The organism is Barnesiella propionica, assembly GCF_025567045.1.
In the GTDB taxonomy this organism is placed as follows: Bacteria; Bacteroidota; Bacteroidia; order Bacteroidales; family Barnesiellaceae; genus Barnesiella_B; species Barnesiella_B propionica.
Window position 1 is genome coordinate 276,919 of record NZ_JAOQJK010000004.1, and the last position, 21,535, is coordinate 298,453.

Genomic DNA, 21,535 nt, shown 5'->3' on the forward strand with positions numbered 1-21,535 from the left:
GGGAATGTTTGTTATTGTCTTTTTAGCGATATCTTGGTTTTTCTGTGGAAGAAAAGTAGAGTCAATACTTTGTTTCTTTTTCTTTTTACTGGATGGATTTCAAATAATACCACTCTCCTGGTTTTCTCTGGGAATTGGACTCAAGCCGATGGACTATGCACTGGCGTATCTGTTAGGTATATTTGTGATTACTGTTCTTACCCATAATATGCCTGTTTGGAAAGATAAGATTATGCCAAAGTTTTCTTATTTATTTATGGCATTTCTGGTAGCTGCAATTATTGTCAGTCGTTATTTTTATGCTGTGCCTTGGGGAGAAATCTTAAGGACAGTACGTAATTTTATTCTGCTGCTTTCTTGTTTTCTTTTTTACCGATTATCAATACCAGAAATAGATCGTCTTAAAAAAATAATATTTTATATTACATTATGTCTTTCCGGAGTGTATATATTGCAAGCAATAATAGGTGCACCCATTCTTAACGGATATGCAGGCGGTGCAAAAATGGATGTACTGGGAGTGACTATTCCCCGCTATTATAATTTTCCTATATTATTGCCTTATTTTATATATTATGGACTTTATCAATATAATTACCATAGTAACCGTCAAAAAGTTTTCATTTCTATTTTACTATTTCTTCCTATTCTTTTATCCTTTCATCGTAATCTGATCATCTCAATCATATTTATTTTAGTACTTAATATTTATTTATATAATAAATTTTCATCGAAATCGTTTAAGTATACTTTACTTTTCATTCTTATATTGCTTCCTTCTTCGGGTATGATTTATGATAGTTTGAATTCCCGTGGAACAATTAATGATGTAAAGGCTGTTATGGAAGGTGATTTCGAGGCTTTTTCCCGTACTGAAGATTTTGCGGAATCAACGTTATTATTACGCATGAGCATGTTATATGAAAGGACAAACCGAATGTTGGAAACTCCTTTAACTACTTATATGGGGTTAGGGCTGATGCAGGAAGCTACTCCATATACAATGAGTCATTTTGACTTTGTCTTGGGAATCAGAAATGAGGATACGGGAGAAATCATGCAGGTAGAGACCTCTGATATAGCCTGGATTACATTATTTGTTCGCTTCGGTTTGTTAGGTACAGTAATATATTTGATATATTACTGCAATTTATTTCTGTTTTTCTGGAAAGGGAAAGACGCTGAAGTTAAAAGAACGGTTTGCTCATATATGCTTTTAATGTTGATAACATCAATAACTAATATAATGATTTGTTCAATGGCATATATTGTTCCTATATTGTTGGAATATACCAGAATGAAGAAGTTAAAAAAACAAGAACCGGATCTCCTAAAACTGAAAGAAAATGAATGATCATATATTGGTTTCTATTGTAACTCCATCATATAATCAGGGGCAATTTATAGAAGAAACTATCCAAAGTATACTTAATCAGTCGTACCCTCACATACAATATATTCTCATTGACGGCGGATCTTCGGATCGTACGATGGATATTGTAGAAAAATACCGGGATCGTATAGATATAGTTGTTCATGAAAAGGATAATGGCCAGAGCGATGCTATAAATAAAGGTTTCCGTATGGCTACTGGAGAATTAGTCGGCTGGATTAATTCAGACGATGTTCTGTATCCTGATTGTGTGCAGAAAATTGTAGATTTATATAAAAAACATCCGGATGGTGCTATCTTTTATGGTTCGAAACTTTCATTTATTAACGAAGAATCGATAGTTTTTGAAGAGCGGGATTTTCATATAAAAAGAAAAAATGACTTATTATTCAAAGACTATAGTGTTGCGCAGCAAGGTTCATTTTACCGAAATGAATTTTTAAAAAAATGTAATTATTTAGATAGTTCTATCTGTTACTGCATGGACCTGGATTTATGGTTAAGGTTATTGGACCTTGGAAATATTTATTCTGTAGATAAAACTCCTTTGGCCAAATTCAGAATCTGGTCGGCGACTAAAACTACGACAGGATGGAAATCTTTTTTTAAAGAGATCAGGTATACCCTTCTTAAGCATGGCTCTAAAATTTACAGCCATTCTATTTTAAAATCATATTGGATTGAATTTAAAATTACCGTAAAGACTATTTTTAGAAAATGAAGATAGTTGAGTATGTTGTGTTCATAAAGTTTTTGTATTATCTGTTATTAGTTACGATGTGTACCATTAGATTTGGTGATATGTACATATTTTGCCTATTTAAAGAGGTGGTGTTGAATTTTATTGTGTAAAATTTATGGGCCCGTTAGAAGCGGACAAAAAAGATTGGTATTTATATTTAATAGGTTTGTTTTTTTAATTGTAAATTTCTTCATGCTTTTGTTGTTTGATATATATCATGTTTTTTTAGCTAAATGATAATAATCTTTATTAAATTATTTCAGTTAATAGTTTATATATAATATATTAAAAGAGAAATTATAGACCGCTCTTTAATTCTATAAGAGATTCTCTATTCTGAAATCACATTATAGGATAAAATAAAAAGAAATGTGTTTGTTAAATACTCGTATTTCAATGTGAGTTGTTATGATACCATTTGTTTACAAATAATAGTGGATATTTTGATTAATTCATTGGTAATCACATAGAAGTAAGGTTTGTTAAGGTGGCTTATTTTAATTGAAAAAATCGGTATGATGAAAAAAACGTGCTTATTGATTTTTTGTATTATAGTAGCTCAGTTTCAATTGTTCTCTTTGAACAAAATGGACTGGTTTAATAATGCCCGCTTCGGGATGTTTATTCATTGGGGAGTTTATTCGACTTTAGGAGGCGTATATATAGGTCCTTCATTAAATGGATATATGTATACTCCGGAACAACCTTTTGTTGCAACATATATAGCCGAGTGGATAATGTCAGAAGCATATATTCCCAGAGCAGAATACCGGAAATATGCTTCTAAGTTTACTGCTGAAAAGTTTGTTCCGGATTCCATAGCAATATTAGCTAAAACTGCCGGAATGAAATATATTGTATTAACAATAAAGCATCATGAAGGTTTTATTCTATATCCATCTGCTTTTTCCGATTGGTGTACAACAAATTCTGGGGCGAATGGACGCGATTTAGTCCGGGAACTGATTGATGCTGCCAAAAGACAAGATATTAAGATAGGAATCTATTTTTCACAAAACTTAGATTGGATGGCACCGGGGAGTCTGGGCGGAATCCCCGAAATAGGAGGAGCAATGTATCCCCGGGAGCAACAGATGGAATATATACAGAATACGTGTAAGATAATAGATGAGTTTACCACACGGTACGGGGACGATATAGATATAATATGGTGGGATGCACCATATACCAATAAAGATAAGGAATTTACGAATATGCTGAAATCTGCGTTGGAAAATAATCCTCATTATAGGCCGGAAATAATTCAAAATAACCGTCTTTCGGAATTGGATGATGGAGATTATGACACTCCGGAAGGTATATTGATGGATATTCCTAAACGACCGTATGAACTTTGTTACTCAATGACGTATTCTTGGGGATTTCTTCAAAATAGTGAGTTTAAATCACCTTTACGTGTTTTGCATGAATTATTAAGGACATTAAGTAAAGGTGGCAATTTACTGCTTAATGTTGCTCCCCGGGCAGACGGTAGTATAACGGAAGAAGAAAAAAATGTACTTAGATATATAGGAAATTATATTTCGGTCAATAAAGAAAGTATATATGGGACGGAAAGTAATGAGTTTATGTATGGTCAAGATTTCGGAGTAATTACCCGTAAAGGGAATACTCTTTATTTACATTATTATGTTGGGGAAAATCTTAAGTTATTTGGTGTGGAGAATAAAATACTGAATGCATATATACTTTCGGACGGAACTCCCGTAATTTACGAAAAAATTCCTGGTGGCTATTGGTTTCACAATATTCCTAAAGGGAGTACTGTATGTGTCGATTTCGAAGATATTACTATTGATGAGGGACGTGTTTTGGGCGGAAATGAACCGGGAACGGAGCTTACTGTCATGGCAGCATCTCCCTGGGGCGACTTGCTTTTAAATGGGATAGAAGATTATCCTAATTTCGGGGGATGGAGAGATGAAAATGCCTATTTATCCTGGCCGTTGCAAGTTACAGAGACTAACAAATATGATATATATGTAACAATTTCGGGATATGATGCTGGAACGGCTACTATTACCATCGGAGATAATTATTTGGAAGCTGATTATCCAGCATTGAAAAACTTCGATAATTATATAGAGATAAAGATGGGGACCTGTGAGCTGAAAGAAGGAAAATATGAAGTGAAATTCGGAAGAAAGCCGGTATCCCTTTTGAATTTTCATAAAATCCGTATCATAAAGTCTGAACTGGATTCATCTGATTCTTCGTTTAAAGATCGACTTTTTAAAGTTATCCCTTTGTATGATTCTAATATCATGGTACATATCCCGCAAATAGAAAGCTTGGTAAGTTTGGATTTTTATACCGTTATGGGGAACAACCTACATCGGATTTCGGGGTTATCTTCCGGGAATCATAAAATTATGCTGCCTTTAAACCTGTCTCCTGGTATTTATATTGTTTCTTTTAGTGATCAAAAGGGGGAAGTTCTATCTATCGAAAAAATAAAGCTATAATTGAGAATAAAATATATATTTTAAATTATTAAATAGGATATGTTTCCGGAATGCACATGTATATAAAAAAATATATATCTTTGTGTTCAAAACAATCGGGGGACAAAATGAAGATACTTCTTGTTAATAAATTTTATTATTCACGAGGTGGGGCTGATTTAGTTAATATTAGGTTAGAAGAACTGCTGAAATCGAAAGGGCATGAAGTTGCCGTGTTTTCCTGTGGCTATTCTAAAAATATAAAGGTACATTGGGATGAATATTTTCCTGAAGAAGTGGACTTTTTTGGTTCTTTTTCTTCTAAATTGAAAGCAGCTTCACGAGCAATATGGGGTTCCGGAGTTCGTGAAAAATATGAGAAATTAATTTCGGATTTTAATCCTGATCTTGTTCATATCCATAATGTACATTCTTATTTGTCTCCTATAGTTGCCCGTATAGCATATGAGCATCATTTGCCGGTGGTTTGGACTCTGCATGATTATAAATTAATATGTCCAGCATATAGTTGTTTGTGCCGGGAACAGGTTTGCGAGGAATGCTTTAATGCTCCTTACCGAGTTGTGTTGCGAAAGTGTATGAAAAATAGCTGGAGTGCCAGTATTGTAGCGTATTGTGAGATATTGAACTGGAATAAATCGAAGCTGCAACGATATGTGGATACATTTATTTGTCCAAGCGATTTTATGCAACGTAAAATGATAGCGGGAGGTTATTCTTCAAAACAGTTGACTACGCTATGTAATTTTATTCCGAGTGAGTTCACATCAGAAGAAAGGCCCCGGGAAGATTATTATTGTTATGTTGGACGTTTATCTCCGGAGAAGGGTGTGGAAACTCTTCTGAAAGCAGCAATAGACTGTTCTTATACCTTGAAAGTTGCTGGTGATGGCCCTTTATTCTTACAGTTGAAAAAGCGGTATCAATCGGATAAAATTCTTTTTTTGGGAAAACTGAACAATAAGGAAGTTAGTGCTTTATTAGCAGGTGCACGATTTAGTGTAACTCCGTCGGAATGTTATGAAAATAATCCGTTGAGTGTGATTGAATCACTTTGTATGGGTACGCCTGTATTAGGGTCTGATAACGGCGGTATTCCTGAACTGATAGAAGAAGGTTGTACCGGAGAAATTTTCCATGCGAAAGATATTACGGATATAAAGAAAAAAATCAAAAAAATGTTCAATACGGATTTTAATTATTCCCTTATATCAAAAAAATCGCAGGAACGTTTTTCAGAATCAGTTCATTTTGATAAACTTTTGAAATTATATCAGAACGCCTTAAAGAAACATTCTGAGCTTCAATGAGAATAGTCGTGATAGGTACAAGAGGTTTCCCCGGCATTCAGGGGGGGGTTGAGAAGCATTGTGAACATTTATATCCGCTTCTCTCGGAAAAAAACGATATTATTGTTTGTCGCCGTAAACCCTTTTTATCGGACGCTTCCTCTTATCAATACCCTCACATTTGTTATAAAGATTTTCCTTCGACCCGAATTAAAGGATTCGAAGCTTTTTTTCACTCATTCATTTGTTCTTTATATGTGATATTCACACGTCCGGATATTGTCCATGTACACAATATAGGACCGGCCATGTTTGCTCCTTTTATACGTTTATTTGGAATACCTGTATTACTTACTTATCACAGCCCTAATTATGAACATAAAAAGTGGGGCTTTTTTTCCAGAATGATCTTACTTATGTCCGAGAAAATCGCACTACGTTTTTCCAATCATATTATATTTGTTAACAGGTTTCAAATGGAAAAATATGGGAAAAAGGTGAAAAAAAAATCGGTATATATACCTAATGGAGTAGAGCCTGTATCTCCTTCTTCTTCCACTTCATATTTGAACTCAATCGGTATAAAACCACATAATTATGTGCTTGCGGTGGGGCGGATAACTCCAGAAAAAGGATTCGAGTATCTTATAAAAGCGATGGAAATGATTCCGACAGAAATAAAATTAGTAATTGCCGGAGGGATAGATCATAAGTCGGATTATTATAAACAGTTAAATAATAGTACGTTGGGAAAGCGGCTCATTTTTACAGGATATGTGGATGGTGAACCTTTACAAGAATTATATGCCCATGCCAGGTTGTTTGTTTTATCTTCTTTGAATGAAGGTTTTCCTCTGGTACTTTTAGAAGCTATGGGATATGGACTTGAGTTGCTTGTAAGTGATATTCCGGCTACACATTTGATAGAACTGGATGCTTCTTGTTATTTTAGAGCTGGCGATGTACATGAGCTTTCTGAAAAGATTTCTCGCTCATTATCGGAAGAATACCATTTGTGCAGATATGATTTGGCTCCATACGATTGGAAGAATATTGCTATTCAAGTGGGTGAGTTATATCGTTTTATTTCTAAAGCTCGAGCTTAATTCTTTTATAGAAAAAACATCATAATAATTTTATTTTTTCATCAAACAATACTTAATCAGATTTGTTTGTAGTGTATATCAAGTTAAAAACTTGTAATAATCAATCACTAAAACAGAACTGATATGAAAAAACTAATTCCTATTCTTTTCGTAGCACTGGTTTTCTCTGCTTGCCAGAAAGAACCCAGCCTATCGAAACTGGACAATGATTATGTAGTCTTTACCGACTATGATAGCTCTGCTGATTTCAGTGCATTCAGTACCTATTATATGCCGGATAGTATCTTGCGTATAACAAACAGTAAAGACCCTAAGTACCTTACCGGAAATGATGCCGAATATATTCTTTCGGTGTATGAGGATAATATGGAAGCCAGAGGATATACTCGCGTGGATGAAAAAGATATCGCCGATCTGGGCTTGCAAATTAGTTATGTAGAAGATGTAAGTTATTTTGTTAATTATCCGAACTCTTATTGGTGGAACGGTTACCCGGGCTATTGGGGACCAGGTTACTGGGGTGCGGGTTGGGATTACTGGTACTATCCGTATCCGGTAGTTTATAGTTATAGTGTCGGTTCATTCCTGGCGGAAATGGTAAATCTTTCTGCTTCCACTGAAGCGAGTCGTCGTCTGCCTATATTGTGGGATGCTTATATGGCCGGTTTGCTTTCAGGTTCATCAAAGCTAAACCGGGATTTGGCCATAAGGGCAGTAGATCAGGCTTTTGTTCAATCTCCCTATCTTAAGAAATAATGCCTGATATAAAATTTTATTTAGTGTCTCACTTAAGATAAAATAGAAAAACGTATGAAAACTTTCAAAAAAATATCATTATGGGTAGTTTTGGCCGTATCGTGCCTGATGCTCCCCGCAACGGGAAATGCGCAGATTATTCCCAATGGCTATGTCAATGTTGACTGGCAGTTTAACTCTTTATCCGGCGAGTATGCCAATGTGGCCAGCGGATGGGGTATGAATTTCGAAGGCGGTTATTATGTCACTCCTAAATTAGGTTTAGGTTTGTTTCTTGCTTATAGTACCAATAATAAATATATCGGACGTGAGACTTTGGTTTTGAAGTCCAATTCTTCTCTAACGGCCGATCAGCAGCATTCTATTTTTCAGTTGCCTTTCGGGGCTGTGGCAAAATATCGGTTTATGACACAAGGAATGTTCGAACCTTACGTATCGGTAAAACTCGGAGCCGCATATAGCCGTATGTCTTCTTATTTGCAAGTGTGGGAATTATATGATGATAGCTGGGGATTTACGGTATCTCCTGAAATTGGTGTAAGTTTTTTCCCCGTACCTTCATCCCGTTACGGATTTCATCTGGCGTTCTACTATAACTATGCGACAAATAAAAGCTTGGTGCTTACTTATGACCAGGATGGCCGTAATAACATAGGATTCCGCTTGGGTGTTTCATTTTAATATATTGTTCGATAAAAATAACAAAGGGATACACTTTCTGTGTGTCTCTTTGTTGTTTTATATAGTTATAAGTTGTGAATTAACACGAATCATTTGCGAAAGCGTTCTAAATACTTTATTTTTGTTACTTATATAGGACTTAAATTTCTCCTGTTTGAATAATTATGATTCGAATTCATCAATATATTATAAGAGTATTTCTTATTCTGTTTTTTGGAATAGTTTCTGCCGTATCCTTTGCCCAGTATCCGTTACATTACGATGTGTCGTTTAACGGGATTTTTGCCGAGACGGACGAAGTTCCTTATCAATTGGCCAGTAACAGGCATGGTGTCGTTTCTCCGGACGGCTCAAATGGCTGGGCAAGAGTCGGATTATTCAGAAATTGGGATACTTCGTCCCGGTTTTCTTATGCTTTCGGTATAGACTTGGCAGGTGGTTTCGCTCAAACATCTACGATGTTACGTACATCGTTGCAGGATTCATTCGATTCTTATTCCGATGAATTCAGGCGTGATGTCCATCTTTCTAAAATGAGATTCTGGATTCAGCAAGCTTATGCGGATATTAAATATCGCTCGATATTTCTATCTGTAGGAAGTAAAGAATATACTGGAGAAATAACTAATTTCCTTTTGAGTTCGGGAGATCTTATATGGTCGGGGAATGCCCGTCCCATACCGCAAATTCGGGCTGGATTCTGGGATTTTGTAAATATTCCGTTTACGAATGGCTGGGTACAAATAAAAGGAGATATAGCTTATGGGATATTTACCGATGATAATTATCTCAAAAGCCGTTTTAATTATGATGGCTATAGCCAATCGGCCTATAGTCTGTCATTTGTTACGACAAATACATTATATCATCAGAAAAGAGTTTACTTCCGTTCGCATAAAGACAGACCATTTGTTGTGACCATTGGTACAGAAATAGGTACTCAGTTTGCCGGTGATTATCGATCGTATACAAATGGCCGAATAATGAATGAAATATTATCGCCTGTCCGGTTTAAGGATTTCTTAAGAGTAATTATTCCTACTTCGGGAGATGGAGATACTAATTTGGGAGATCAATTGTATAAGTATGGTAATCATGTGGGAATGTGGAGTTTGATGGCTGAATATCATTTTAAGGATAAATCGAAAATAAAAGCTTATTTTGAATGGCCTTTTGAAGATGCTTCTGGTATGGGTAAGCTCAATGGTTGGGATGGACTATGGGGGATTGAATATAATACTGGAAAAAAAAATCTTTTGTCGGGAGCGGTGCTGGAATATTTGGATTTTACCAATCAAAGCGGTCCTATTCATTGGGCTCCGGCCGATCATGAAAATACGTCATTACAGGCCCACGCCACAGGTTCCGACGATTATTATAATAATTTTTTTTATAATGGTTGGGCTCATTACGGTATGTCTATGGGCTCTCCTATGGCTAAATCTCCGGCTTATAACCGGGATGGTTATATGAGGTTTACCGATAATCGTATTCGTGGTTTCCATTTGGGCTTTAACGGTTATTTTCGCCCGAATTGGAATTATAGGGTATTATCTTCATGGCGTAAGTCCTGGGGTACTTTTTTTGTTCCGTTGGCGAAACCTTCGACAGCTACTTCCATAATGATAGAATCTTCTTACTCTTTTCCTTCGGTGAGAGGGTTGTCAGTTACTTTGCAATTAGCTCAGGACTGGGGCACTATGTACGGAAAAAATAGTGGTATTATGATCGGTGTGCGTCGTACGGGAAGTCTTTTTAATAAAAAAGAGAGATGAGATTTATGAAAAATATTGTTGTCTTGTTTATTTTGTGGATGACGATTTTGTTATCGGCATGTACTCATAATGATGGAGATATCGGTCCTTTGTTCGGGCAATGGAAGCTTGTTTCTATAGAAAAATCCGGCCAGAAGTATATTTATGATAATCTTTTCGTTTCATTTCAATCTGCAGTTATAGAATTTAAAACGGTGACATATCCTCATGATTATGATTGGATATGTGGGGAATATAAACATATTGATAATTATTTAAATATTAAAATAAAAGAAGGTTCCGAGTCCGTATTGAACGATTTTCAATTAAATAAAAATAATGAAGATGAATGGAGTTTCTCATTTAATATTGTAAAGCTGACGAATAATAAGATGGTTTTGTCCTTAGATGATAAAATATATACTTTTGCTAAGTATGGAAATTAAAGTATTCTTATATTTTTATTTATTGTTCTGGGTGAAGGATTGTCCCTTATCAGCATAATGGGAAATTCATTATCCTTTGTTCTTCTTTGTGCCGTATTTGGATATACCTCGGAAACGCCGTCTGTGTGAGATATTATAACATAGCGTTTTAACTGTCTTTTTATTGAAATATCATTTTTCATATATAACCAAATGAAATCCATTTTTTGGTACAGGGAATTTTCGATGTAACCGATAATAGTTCCTTTCTTTAACTGGACCGAAGGGGAAGAGAGAAAGATAAGACAATGAGTGAAATTGCTATTGAGCGATGGGTCCTGGAATTTTTCTATGGCAATTTTCGTTTCGTCGTTTCTTATTGTCCAGATGCCTTCATAGCCGTCGGAATTGAATGTCTCGAGATATGCAAGAAGACCTTGCTCGTCATATTCCGGAATAATGATGGGTGTCTCCGGAGGGGTGTTGTGTTGTTTCTCATCGTCGGGAAACAAATCATTATTTTGTGCCGGTAGAATAAATACCGGCAGAATCGAAAGTAAAAATGTAGCAACATGTTTGCCTTTCATCTTATGATTAATTAGAATCTGTAATTAAATCCGAAACTCAATAATTCTTTCAGTTGAAAATATTTCCAGCTTTCCTGTCTTTGTACTCCGTCGTCATAACGAAGATGCACGAATAAGCGTGTGGAAAAATATTTATTCAAGAGAAAATCGAACGAATTTTCCAGTTCTGCTTGAACTTTTTTATAATTGGTAAAATAGAAAAGCCTTGATGTCCATCTTATATTATAGGTGAATGCCCAGCTTAGTTTTGCTTCCATAGAAGAACCGTACTGGTTTATAGCGTGTGCTCCGTTCTTAAATCCTATTCGTTCCAGTTCGGCCGGAACGATTTTGGTATGTTTTTTGACGAAAAGCAGGTTATACGAAAAAGGTGACAGCGATACCGAAGTTTCCAGCTTTTTCGATTCGTCTTTATGCTGGTAGGTCATACCTACACCCATGTTAAACTCGCTGGGTGAGAATGGTTCGGTTATCCGTTCATCTGTATTCACTTTGAAATTGTTGAATATTTGAGTTTTGTAATAAAGAGACGTTGTATAATACCATTTATTGAATGCTTTAACACCAAATGTGGAATTGATTTGGAACAGATCTTCATTAATACGTATGGAGCGGCTGTCTTCGTCCGGTGCATTATTGATGTTGAGACGCCATTGTACACTGTTCTCAAATAATAATTTTTTACTCAGATCATTCAAGTTGATCGAGTATTGCTGGTCACTTACGAGGTTCAGGTTACTGTTTCCTCCTTTGTACCAGTTCTCCGAGACGTAGACTTGGGAGAATTGTACGGATGATTGGAAATGATGAATCCACCGGGGAATCTTCAATTTTACCTTACCTACATCGCTTTTAACTTCGAGCGGTTTTTCTGTGATTTGGAGAATATTTTTTGTGGGAGATACTTCTATGATGTATTGTTTTGGAACTTCAGGAAGCATATCCACATTGTATTTTATCTTTTCGGGTTCATCTATTATCATTTTATAAACAGCCATATCTCCCCAGTAACTCGAACGGTTGATGCGGTCCAGCCACATAGTATCGTTTTTTAATACATAAGGGCTGAGACCTTTTGGCTTTTTTACTGTCAGCTTTTCCGGATAAAATTCGCGCATCCCTTTAAATATAATAGGCATGAATATGGGATTGACAGGCATATGAGGTCTGAGTTCCCGGGCATGGCGTGCGCTATCCGCCATTTCAAGCATGTCGATTATCTTTTCGATCCGGTTTGAATAGCCAGTGGTATCGGTTTCGATTAATGATAATAAAGCAGCATTTTCTTTGATCTCCGGAAAATCGTGGGCAGGTTGGGATATTGAATCGGCAGGAATGGTGTTTGTAATGTGATTATCCTGTGCGTTGATAGTAGGAAATATAAATGCTAACAAAATAATTATCAGAGTAGAATGTAATTTCATATTATATGTTTTGTGAGTTTATGCAAAGATAAAAAAATAAATACATAAAAAAGATGCAAAGGACAATGTAATGTTCGAACGTAAAAGTAAATCGGTGATATACGGATTGTTTTATGTCGGTTTCGGCAAGTGTTATTATTGGTAATTTAATTATTCTTAATTCTGCATTATGGATTATTTTTCCTAATTTTGCAACTTGTAAAAATATTGTACACACAAAAAGTAAATAAAAAACATATCTTTCATCGTGGATACTAAGTATATTTTTGTTACGGGAGGAGTGGTTTCCTCTTTGGGTAAAGGGATAATTGCTGCTTCACTTGCCCGTTTGTTACAGGCGAGAGGTTATAAGGTTACCAACCAGAAGTTCGATCCTTATATCAATATAGACCCGGGCACCCTGAATCCTTACGAACATGGCGAATGTTATGTTACTGTGGACGGTCATGAGGCCGATCTCGATCTGGGGCATTATGAACGTTTTACCAATACACCGACTACCCGTGCCAATAATATTACGACAGGACGTATTTATCAAAATGTGATTGACAAAGAGCGCAGAGGTGATTATTTGGGTAAAACAGTTCAAATTATTCCTCATATCACCGATGAAATAAAACGTAATGTAAAGCTTCTCGGTTCTAAGAATGAATTTGATTTTGTAATAACCGAAATTGGAGGAACGGTCGGTGATATAGAGTCGCTTCCTTTTATCGAAAGTGTGCGTCAGCTCCGCTGGGAAATGGGTAAAAATTGTGTTTGCATCCATCTTACTTATGTGCCTTATATCGCTGCGGCAAAAGAGTTGAAAACAAAACCTACCCAGCATTCTGTAAAACAGTTACAAGAAGTGGGTATACAGCCAGATATATTGGTATTGCGTACCGAACATGAGATATCATCCGAGGTACGTAAGAAAGTCGCATTATTCTGTAATGTGAACCCGTCCGCTGTTATTCAGTCGATAGACGTTCCTTCGATATATGAAGTACCTATTAAAATGCATCAGCAAAAGCTTGACGAGATCGTTCTGGCCAAAACGGGTATGCCTATTGAAGGAGAACCGAATCTTGCCCCTTGGGAAAAGTTCCTGCATCGTATGAAGAGTGCGACTAAGACCGTTAGTATCGGTTTGGTAGGTAAATATGTAGAACTTCCCGATGCATATAAATCTATCAATGAATCTCTTTTTCAGGCTGCTACATATAATGATTATAAACTGGACCTGCAATATATACATTCCGAAAAGCTCAATGAGTCTAATTCCGATAAACTGTTAGGAAAACTTGACGGTATACTTATTGCTCCGGGGTTTGGCCAACGGGGTATTGAAGGAAAATTTGTTGCGTTGAAGTATGCGCGGGAACACGATATTCCCACATTTGGAGTTTGTTTGGGAATGCAGTGCATGGTTATAGAATATGCCCGCGATGTTTTGGGATATGCCGATGCCAATTCTACCGAAATGGATGTAACTACCAAACATAATGTTATTGACTTGATGGAAAGCCAGAAAAGTATTTCCAATATGGGAGGAACAATGCGTTTAGGAGCCTATGATTGTATCTTATCTCCCGATTCGATTCCCGCAAAAGCTTATGGAACTACACATATACGTGAACGCCATCGTCACCGTTTCGAGTTTAACAGCGACTATCGCCAGGAATTTGAAGACGCCGGCATGAAATGTGTGGGAGAAAATCCCGATACCCATTTGGTAGAAGTCGTGGAAGTTCCGTCTTTACGCTGGTATGTAGGCGTGCAGTATCATCCGGAATATAATAGTACCGTTTTAAATCCGAATCCTTTATTCGTAGATTTTGTCCGGGCCGCTATTGAATATAAAAATAAGTAATGTAAAAATATAAACAAGACGACTATTATTAAGAAGTATGGATAAAAACACGATTCTTGGTTTTGTCTTAATGGGTATTATTGTTGTCGCATTCACGTGGTTGGCACAACCTACCCCGGAACAGCTCGAAGCGCAAAAACGCTATACCGATTCTATTGCGACAGTAGATAGTATCCGTCTGGCACAAGACCAGATTATCAAACAAAATGAACAGGTGGAGCAAATGCTCATTACCGATACGATTGCTGTCGCTACCGATTCGGTACGTAATGTAATTCTTGATCAGACGTACGGAGAATTCTCTCAAAATGCTATTGGAGAAGAAAAATTTATTACGCTTTCTAACGAATTACTTACTCTTAAGTTCTCTAATAAAGGAGGTAAATTATATGAAGCCGTTCTTAATAATTATGAAGCTTATGATTCTACGAAAGTGACTTTGTTCACCGCTCAGGAGAATAATTACGGTTTTATGTTTAAGACGAATGCCCGGGTAATTGATTCCAAATCGCTTTATTTCGAACCTATTGCTACCGACAGTACAGTGACTATGCGTCTGGCATTCAAGAACGGAAGTATTTTTGATGTCCGGTATACGTTACCGAAAAACAGCTATATGCTGAAAATGGATATCGTACAAAACGGCATGGATAAAATATTACCTTCGAGCGTAGTATATCTGGACTTTTATTGGGATCAGACGATGCGCCGACAGGAAAAAGGACGTATGTTCGAGGAACGTAACAGTGCATTGTATTATAAATTTTACGGGGATGATGTGGAAAACCTGAGCCAGGGAAGTGACGATAATGAAAGAGTGACTACCAGCCTTAAATGGATAGGTTTTAAAAATCAGTTTTTCTCTTCGGTTTTCATTGCAGATGAACGTTTCAATGAAGGCTCGTTTACTTCGCAGATGATGAAAGATGATTTTTATTTAAAGAAATTCCATGCAGAAACGACATTTAATTATGATCCTTCTTCTGCCAATCCCGCTGGTTTTTCTTTCTTCCTCGGACCAAACTCCTATCCGTTATTGAAATCTTATGACAAAGGACGTTCTGGGGATGAGGAACTGGACCTCGATCAATTGGTTCCGTTGGGTTATCAGTTCTTTCGTTGGATAAATACCTGGATTATCATACCTATTTTTACTTTATTGGGTAAGTTCTTCTCCAATTACGGGATAATAATCCTGATAATGACAATATTTATTAAATTGGTGCTTTTCCCGTTCACATACAAGTCTTATATGTCAACGGCAAAAATGCAGGTTTTGAAACCTCAGATTGAGGAAATAAATGCGAAATATCCCAAAAAAGAAGAAGCTCTGGAACGGCAGCGCGCAACGATGGATCTATATAGTAAGGCAGGTGTAAATCCCATGGGCGGATGTATCCCTATGCTGTTGCAGATGCCTATTTTATTGGCTATGTTCGCCTTTTTCCCTTCTTCGATAGAGTTGCGTGGAGAATCATTCCTTTGGGCCCATGATTTGTCAAGCTATGATTCTATTTTTAGCTGGGACACATATATTCCTATTATAACTCCGTATTTCGGTAATCATATCAGCCTTTTCTGTTTGTTGATGACGGTCACCAATTTGTTATATACCAAGTTGAATATGGAGAGTCAGGCAGGTTCACAACAGATGCCCGGAATGAAGGTAATGATGTATATGATGCCGTTGATGTTTTTGGTATTCTTTAATAATTATGCTTCGGGTCTCAGTTACTACTATTTTGTTTCCACTTTGATAACCATCTTACAGACTTATGCATTCAAAAAATTTATCAATAAAGATAAAGTGTTGGCTAAGTTGAAAGAAAATCAGAAAAAGCCCCGTAAGAAAAGTGGCTTTATGGCACGCCTTGAAGAAGCGCAGCGTCAGCAACAAGCTGCTTTAAGAGAGCAACAAAAAAAGAATAAACGCCGCTAACTAAAGATATTTTTAAAATATAAAAAGGAGCTGTTTAACAATTAAAGGTTATTCAGTTCCTTTTTTATTAATGCAGATATGTATTTATTTAGTTGTAAATAAATAATTATTTGTTTTCAGATATCTTGAGATATTGTCTCAGGATATATTATGCAAGCCCTTTTGGGGTTAAATCGTATATATAAAATGTGTACCGGATTGGAATCGGCCGATATTTTAGGAGGGACTATCGGATATGCGGCATTTGAAGAATGTGAGAGTATAAAATCAGTGATGATAGGTGACATCCATAGGAGAATTTGCTTTTGCAGATTGCAGTAATTTAAAATCGGTAACAATAGGAGCTGGTGTCGAAACGATTGGGAACAGTGCTTTCCAGAATTGTCCGTTGACCGAATTTCATTGTAGAATGGAAATTCCCCTTGATATAAATGAATCAGTTTTTACTTTAGATGAAGAGTATTATAGTTTGGAAAACAAGTCACCTATCCGCACAATATCAAATACATGTATCCTGTATGTCCCCACAGGGTGTGCCGACGCCTACAGGAGTGCCCCTGTATGGGGGGCAAAAATATAGTAGAAGAAAACGATGCCGGTATTAAAATGCTGATAAAGTATATATTAAAATTACGGCTGATAATGGAAAAATATTTGTTTCAGGGGTAAATGGTGATACTGTAATTTCTGTTTATGATTTGAATGGCAGGCGGATTTACTGTGGAGTGGATAATATAATAGAAATCCTGTTTAAGGGATTATATATTGTATACGTAGAAGGAAATCCATATAAAGTCTTATTATAATAAAAATTAGCAACACCCTTTGAAAGGCAGAAAAAGATAAGTACGAAATAGGTTGAAAAGCCGTAACAAGGCTCATATTCTTTTAGATACAAAAAGCTGTTATCTTATGATAACAGCTTTTTTCTCTATTGTCTGAGTAATAAGATTTTTCTTCTTACTTAGGCTCTGGGGCGAGCTTCTTTGATCACCAAAGTGCGACCGGCGAATTCTTTACCGGCTAATTCATCAATGGCGCGTTTAGCAGCTTCGTCATCAGGCATTTCGGCAAATGCGAATCCTTTCGAGCGACCGGTTTCACGATCAGTGATAATTTTTACTGATTCAACAGCACCGAATGCTTCTAAAGCATCGTGAAGCTCATTTTCTTTAACCCCATAGCTGAGGTTACCAATGTAAATGTTCATAAGAAAAAAGTAAGTTAGTAAAACAATTTGTGAAAACAAATAGGTTTCCTATGAACTTAGAGAGAGGAAAATTTCTCCCGAATGCTCGGGATAGAAGTGCATCTTTTGTATAAGTGCAGTATAAACCTATATGTAAGCGTTGCAAATAAACGCATAAAATTTGGATATGCAACAATTTTTTTCTTGTTTTTTTATCTATAGGTTTAAAAAAAAGAAGGAGAGGACTTAAGTCTCTCTCCTGTAATTCTCTATGTATATTGTTTATGAGGTCCTGGAGTTATTTTATACCAGTTTTTCCTCCTTTTATTCCTTTTCCCATATTAAATATATTCTGGTCGTAACTTACTGTTTTGAGTGCCGATTCCCGTTTCCGTTTTAGAGCAAGGTTTACCAGCTTGTCCATGAGTTCGTCAAATCTTATTCCGCTGGCTTCCCACAGATAAAATGAAAGAGAACCGGGTATTGTATTTATTTCATTTACGTATATTGTGTTGGTGTTCCGGTCTACGATAAAATCTATTCTGGATACTCCGTGACATGATAGTACCCGGAATGTTTCACCTGCAAGGAACTGAATACGTTGCGTATCTTCGGCACTGAGGTCGGCAGGTATTCTTTTTTGTGAAGCCTGCATTCCTTTAGAAGATTTAGTTCCTCCCATATATTTATCTTCATAAGAAAGAATGTCTCCGCTTTTTATAGGTTCTTCGCATACCGAGGAAATATAATCGTCACAATCCCCAAGTACCGAGCAATTGATCTCTTTTAAGTCTTCCACCATATCCTCTACGATAATTCGGGTGGAATATTTTTCGGCTGTCTCTATTTTCTCTATCAGTTCTTCCCGGTTGTCTGCATGTGAAATCCCGACGCTTGAACCAAGATTTGCCGGTTTTACGATAACAGGATAACCTATTTTTTTCTCTATCTCACGGATTAACATATCCCTTTGAGTAAACCATTGTTTGTCGGTGAACCATACATAGTCAACGATCGGGATACTACATTTTTCCATAATCATTTTCATCGTAATCTTGTCCATACCATTCGCCGAAGAGAGAGTATTGCAGCCGGCATAAGGTATGCCTATGGTTTCCAGTACGCCTTCAAAAATGCCGTCCTCTCCGTTAGAACCATGTAATACGGGAATGACGACATCTAAAGTTGTCAGTATTCCGTTTCCGAATAAAGTTTTCCGTTTTTTATATATATTGTAATCTCCGAATGCAGGTATCATATATACCTCTTCGCACATTTTTTGCAGAGCATTCATATCCTTATAGTTCTTCACATCGAGCAACGCCGATCCGCTAAACCATTTTCCTTGTTTGGTAATGTATATGGGCGTGATGTCGTATTTGTCCTTGTTGAATGCGTTTATGGCTTGTAAGGCCGATATGACGGATATTTCATGTTCTGTGGAACGTCCGCCGAAAAAAACGCCGATTCTAGTCTTCATTTCGTATCTTTTGTTTTATTGAGGTTTTATTTAAATGTATCGGGGAGATCGTTTTCGTATAAAACTACGTCCCCTCTTTCAGCTATTTGTTGCAAATGTGATTGGGCGTCGTTGAATGTGTGCGCCAAAAATATTTTATTTTCTTGCATACCGGCTTCTTGCATACCGGCCAGTATCGCTCCCTGATTATAGGTCCCGACGATTATAGCATAATCGCAGGATTCTGCTATTTGTTTACCGAACCGGTGATTATAGAATTCTTGTTTTTCTCCTAATTCTATCATTCCCGGCGTAATGATGATTCGTTTGCCGGTCGTTATTCGTTTCAATACATCCAGGGCCATCTTAGAACCGTCGGGGTTGGAGTTGAATGCATCGTCGATAATAGATATACCTCCGGGCGTACGTTTCATATTCAATCTGTGCTCAACTTGTTCTATACGGCTGACACCGTATTTTATGGCATTTTCAGGAACATCCAGATAACGGGCAGTAATAACGGCTGCCATTAAATTCGATATATTACAATCTCCTATGAGTTTTGTGGACAAATTCAGTCGTTCTCCTCCTCCCACTATCGTAAAATGAGTTTCGTCAGTACCATATTCGATATTTTCCACATAGTAATCCGTTTCTTTGTCGTTGAGAGAGTATCGTTTTATTTGTACGTTCTTGACCGGGCGGTTCGCAATATGTTCGAAATCGTTATTGATAATCCCCAACCCGTGAGCCGGTAAAGAGTCTATCAATTCAAATTTTGTCCGTTGCACGTTCTGTATGTTTTTGAACGATTCCAGATGTTGTTCTCCTACAGCAGTCACTATCCCTATCGAAGGCTGTACCAAATCGCATATTTCTTTGATATCCCCGATCTGTTTTGCTCCCATCTCTACAATAAAAACATTGTGGAAAGGTTTTAATTGTTCCCTTATAGTCCTTATAACCCCTAATGTCGTATTATAACTGCCGGGGGTCATAAGTACATTGAATTGTTCCGCCAATATCCTGTATAAATAATGTTTGGTACTGGTCTTTCCGTAGCTCCCGGTTATTCCTATGATCATCAGACCGGGCATTTCCTGTAAGATACGTTTGGCGTCGTTATAATAACGTCGGTTAATCGCTTTTTCCATCGGAGCTGTGACAATAGTTGCAAGGATTATAATAGCATAAGAAATAACTATCATGAGCATCAGGCAATTGAGGCTCATATATAAGTTGAATGTTGATATATATACAATTGTCGGCAGGGTATAAGCAAGGATAAGCGATGTAATATATAGCCTGGTGGCACGTTTGGTAAATACCAGAGGTTTTTTATACTTCTTCCTGTATTCCGTGTATATACGGATAAGAGCGTACAAGATCACTACCGATACCATTACCCAATGGGTGAAAGGTGTATTTAGTAAAAATAATACGAGGATGTCGACCAAACGTCGTTCCGTATTGAACGAATTTAATACCCATTTCCAATAACGTTCTATGCGGTAGGAATTTTGTTGCAACATTTGCAATTCGTACTTTAACGCAAAAGCACAATAAATAGCCAGCAGTACAATGGCGGGAATTAAAAGGAATTGTTCCATGTTTTATTTTTTAATTCGGTCTTTCTCCAAAAAGTTATTAAGAATGATATTAAAATCGCGAGGAGCATCTAAAAAACTATAATGTCCGGCGTTATCGAAAATCACCAGACCTGCATCCGGAATAAGCTTTTCCATGAGCTTGGCGTCTTTTAGGGGTGTTGCCGTATCGTTTTTTCCCCACATAAGCAGAACCGGGCATTTGATAGAAGACAACACCGGAGTGAGATCTTCATTTACTATTTTAGTAAATATATTGCGCATCATACCAGATAAGGCATTATAATCGGATGAACCTGCCTTACGCCGGTACATCTCTATTTTTTCTTCTGCTTTCTTTTTTCCGATGAGGAACGGTAACAGGTGTTTGTATGTTTTAAACGAATAAATTTTGATATAATATTTAAGAGGCCGTTTAGGTTTAATTCCTGCCGCATCTACCAGGATCGCTTTACGTACCCGCTTCCTCGAAGAATATAATATCGTAACGCGTCCTCCGAAAGAATGGCCTAATAAGATAGGATCGGTTATGTTTTGATAATCAATAAACTCTTCCAATAATCGTGTATATTCTTCAATGCCCCATATCTCTTTCGGTATACTGCTGCCTCCGAAACCTGGAAAATCTATATTATATACTTTAAAGTAGGGGGCAAGACTCGTTTCTATGGATTGCAGTGTGTTCATATTACAACCCCATCCATGCAGGAGAATGACCGGCTGTCCTTCACCTGTTACCCGGTATTGTAAATCTACATTGTGAATATGGATTTTTTCAATCATTTCCTCATCTTATAATCAACTTACAAACTTACATAAAAATCATGAAATATAGACCTGTCC

The 21,535-nt window shown here is 36.8% G+C and carries 18 protein-coding genes; 12 read left to right on the top strand and 6 right to left on the bottom strand.

Annotated elements, in window-relative coordinates:
* The first annotated feature begins 4 nt into the window (after positions 1-4).
* The 9 genes from OCV73_RS07575 (at position 5) to OCV73_RS07615 (ending at position 10,653) form a co-directional block, all read left to right on the top strand.
* Positions 5-1,354 carry a hypothetical protein gene (locus OCV73_RS07575; protein WP_147550936.1) on the top strand — a complete coding sequence of 450 codons (1,350 nt, stop codon included), beginning with the start codon at positions 5-7 and terminating at the stop codon, positions 1,352-1,354.
* Positions 1,347-2,114, top strand: a complete 768-nt coding sequence (locus tag OCV73_RS07580; RefSeq protein WP_147550937.1) for a glycosyltransferase family 2 protein — start codon at positions 1,347-1,349, stop codon at positions 2,112-2,114. Before OCV73_RS07575 ends, OCV73_RS07580 begins: the two co-directional genes overlap by 8 nt.
* Before the next feature lie 536 nt (positions 2,115-2,650).
* Positions 2,651-4,621: an alpha-L-fucosidase gene (locus tag OCV73_RS07585; protein ID WP_147550938.1), complete on the top strand. Its 1,971-nt coding sequence runs from the start codon at positions 2,651-2,653 to the stop codon at positions 4,619-4,621.
* A gap of 107 nt (positions 4,622-4,728) precedes the next feature.
* Positions 4,729-5,931, top strand: coding sequence for a glycosyltransferase (locus tag OCV73_RS07590; RefSeq protein WP_147550939.1), 1,203 nt, complete (start codon positions 4,729-4,731; stop codon positions 5,929-5,931).
* The gene (locus OCV73_RS07595) at positions 5,928-7,016 is read left to right on the top strand and encodes a glycosyltransferase family 4 protein (protein WP_147550940.1); all 1,089 of its coding nucleotides are present in this window, start codon (positions 5,928-5,930) and stop codon (positions 7,014-7,016) included. The genes OCV73_RS07590 and OCV73_RS07595 overlap by 4 nt, the downstream gene beginning before the upstream one ends.
* 123 nt (positions 7,017-7,139) lie before the next feature.
* Positions 7,140-7,772 (top strand): DUF4136 domain-containing protein, encoded by a 633-nt coding sequence (locus OCV73_RS07600; RefSeq protein WP_147550942.1) that lies wholly within the window; start codon positions 7,140-7,142, stop codon positions 7,770-7,772.
* Between the two features lie 54 nt (positions 7,773-7,826).
* On the top strand, positions 7,827-8,453 hold the full coding sequence (locus OCV73_RS07605; protein ID WP_147550944.1) for an outer membrane beta-barrel protein: 627 nt from the start codon (positions 7,827-7,829) through the stop codon (positions 8,451-8,453).
* Between the two features lie 164 nt (positions 8,454-8,617).
* On the top strand, positions 8,618-10,228 hold the full coding sequence (locus OCV73_RS07610) for a capsule assembly Wzi family protein (RefSeq protein ID WP_147550946.1): 1,611 nt from the start codon (positions 8,618-8,620) through the stop codon (positions 10,226-10,228).
* 5 nt (positions 10,229-10,233) lie between these two features.
* Positions 10,234-10,653 carry a lipocalin-like domain-containing protein gene (locus OCV73_RS07615; RefSeq protein ID WP_167551230.1) on the top strand — a complete coding sequence of 140 codons (420 nt, stop codon included), beginning with the start codon at positions 10,234-10,236 and terminating at the stop codon, positions 10,651-10,653.
* Here OCV73_RS07615 and OCV73_RS07620 read toward each other — a convergent pair.
* Together OCV73_RS07620 and OCV73_RS07625 are read right to left on the bottom strand one after the other, a co-directional pair.
* Positions 10,650-11,219: a hypothetical protein gene (locus OCV73_RS07620; RefSeq protein ID WP_147550950.1), complete on the bottom strand. Its 570-nt coding sequence runs from the start codon at positions 11,217-11,219 to the stop codon at positions 10,650-10,652. The two genes, OCV73_RS07615 and OCV73_RS07620, sit on opposite strands and share 4 nt — an antisense overlap.
* A gap of 11 nt (positions 11,220-11,230) precedes the next feature.
* Positions 11,231-12,643: a DUF3078 domain-containing protein gene (locus tag OCV73_RS07625; RefSeq protein WP_147550952.1), complete on the bottom strand. Its 1,413-nt coding sequence runs from the start codon at positions 12,641-12,643 to the stop codon at positions 11,231-11,233.
* 244 nt (positions 12,644-12,887) lie between these two features.
* On the opposite strand from OCV73_RS07625, the gene OCV73_RS07630 reads away from it, so the two are divergent.
* From OCV73_RS07630 to OCV73_RS07640, 3 genes are all read left to right on the top strand, one after another.
* Entirely contained in the window at positions 12,888-14,498 is a 1,611-nt protein-coding gene (locus OCV73_RS07630; protein ID WP_147550954.1) for a CTP synthase, read from the top strand.
* A 37-nt stretch (positions 14,499-14,535) separates the two neighbouring features.
* The gene (gene yidC / locus OCV73_RS07635; protein ID WP_147550956.1) at positions 14,536-16,437 is read left to right on the top strand and encodes a membrane protein insertase YidC; all 1,902 of its coding nucleotides are present in this window, start codon (positions 14,536-14,538) and stop codon (positions 16,435-16,437) included.
* A 280-nt stretch (positions 16,438-16,717) separates the two neighbouring features.
* The gene (locus OCV73_RS07640) at positions 16,718-17,017 is read left to right on the top strand and encodes a leucine-rich repeat protein (protein WP_147550958.1); all 300 of its coding nucleotides are present in this window, start codon (positions 16,718-16,720) and stop codon (positions 17,015-17,017) included.
* A 384-nt stretch (positions 17,018-17,401) separates the two neighbouring features.
* On the opposite strand, the gene OCV73_RS07645 is transcribed toward OCV73_RS07640, so the two are convergent.
* The 4 genes from OCV73_RS07645 to OCV73_RS07660 all read right to left on the bottom strand — a co-directional run bounded on the left by OCV73_RS07645 (position 17,402) and on the right by OCV73_RS07660 (position 21,475).
* Positions 17,402-17,647 (bottom strand): RNA recognition motif domain-containing protein, encoded by a 246-nt coding sequence (locus OCV73_RS07645; protein WP_147550960.1) that lies wholly within the window; start codon positions 17,645-17,647, stop codon positions 17,402-17,404.
* A gap of 277 nt (positions 17,648-17,924) precedes the next feature.
* Complete coding sequence (locus OCV73_RS07650) at positions 17,925-19,106, bottom strand: D-alanine--D-alanine ligase family protein (protein WP_147550962.1); 1,182 nt, start codon at positions 19,104-19,106, stop codon at positions 17,925-17,927.
* A 26-nt stretch (positions 19,107-19,132) separates the two neighbouring features.
* Positions 19,133-20,695, bottom strand: coding sequence for a Mur ligase family protein (locus tag OCV73_RS07655; protein ID WP_147550965.1), 1,563 nt, complete (start codon positions 20,693-20,695; stop codon positions 19,133-19,135).
* 3 nt (positions 20,696-20,698) lie between these two features.
* The gene (locus tag OCV73_RS07660) at positions 20,699-21,475 is read right to left on the bottom strand and encodes an alpha/beta fold hydrolase (RefSeq protein ID WP_147550967.1); all 777 of its coding nucleotides are present in this window, start codon (positions 21,473-21,475) and stop codon (positions 20,699-20,701) included.
* Positions 21,476-21,535 lie beyond the last annotated feature (60 nt).

What these genes read in the sequence shown, in the direction of transcription:
- OCV73_RS07655 (WP_147550965.1), bottom strand. Translation starts at nt 20,695, where the DNA reads ATGGAACAATTCCTTTTAATTCCCGCCATTGTACTGCTGGCTATTTAT.
- OCV73_RS07600 (WP_147550942.1), top strand. Translation starts at nt 7,140, where the DNA reads ATGAAAAAACTAATTCCTATTCTTTTCGTAGCACTGGTTTTCTCTGCT.
- OCV73_RS07645 (WP_147550960.1), bottom strand. Translation starts at nt 17,647, where the DNA reads ATGAACATTTACATTGGTAACCTCAGCTATGGGGTTAAAGAAAATGAG.
- OCV73_RS07580 (WP_147550937.1), top strand. Translation starts at nt 1,347, where the DNA reads ATGAATGATCATATATTGGTTTCTATTGTAACTCCATCATATAATCAG.
- OCV73_RS07610 (WP_147550946.1), top strand. Translation starts at nt 8,618, where the DNA reads ATGATTCGAATTCATCAATATATTATAAGAGTATTTCTTATTCTGTTT.
- yidC (WP_147550956.1), top strand. Translation starts at nt 14,536, where the DNA reads ATGGATAAAAACACGATTCTTGGTTTTGTCTTAATGGGTATTATTGTT.
- OCV73_RS07620 (WP_147550950.1), bottom strand. Translation starts at nt 11,219, where the DNA reads ATGAAAGGCAAACATGTTGCTACATTTTTACTTTCGATTCTGCCGGTA.
- OCV73_RS07590 (WP_147550939.1), top strand. Translation starts at nt 4,729, where the DNA reads ATGAAGATACTTCTTGTTAATAAATTTTATTATTCACGAGGTGGGGCT.
- OCV73_RS07585 (WP_147550938.1), top strand. Translation starts at nt 2,651, where the DNA reads ATGATGAAAAAAACGTGCTTATTGATTTTTTGTATTATAGTAGCTCAG.
- OCV73_RS07625 (WP_147550952.1), bottom strand. Translation starts at nt 12,643, where the DNA reads ATGAAATTACATTCTACTCTGATAATTATTTTGTTAGCATTTATATTT.
- OCV73_RS07595 (WP_147550940.1), top strand. Translation starts at nt 5,928, where the DNA reads ATGAGAATAGTCGTGATAGGTACAAGAGGTTTCCCCGGCATTCAGGGG.
- OCV73_RS07605 (WP_147550944.1), top strand. Translation starts at nt 7,827, where the DNA reads ATGAAAACTTTCAAAAAAATATCATTATGGGTAGTTTTGGCCGTATCG.
- OCV73_RS07575 (WP_147550936.1), top strand. Translation starts at nt 5, where the DNA reads ATGTTTGTTATTGTCTTTTTAGCGATATCTTGGTTTTTCTGTGGAAGA.
- OCV73_RS07650 (WP_147550962.1), bottom strand. Translation starts at nt 19,106, where the DNA reads ATGAAGACTAGAATCGGCGTTTTTTTCGGCGGACGTTCCACAGAACAT.
- OCV73_RS07615 (WP_167551230.1), top strand. Translation starts at nt 10,234, where the DNA reads ATGAAAAATATTGTTGTCTTGTTTATTTTGTGGATGACGATTTTGTTA.
- OCV73_RS07660 (WP_147550967.1), bottom strand. Translation starts at nt 21,475, where the DNA reads ATGATTGAAAAAATCCATATTCACAATGTAGATTTACAATACCGGGTA.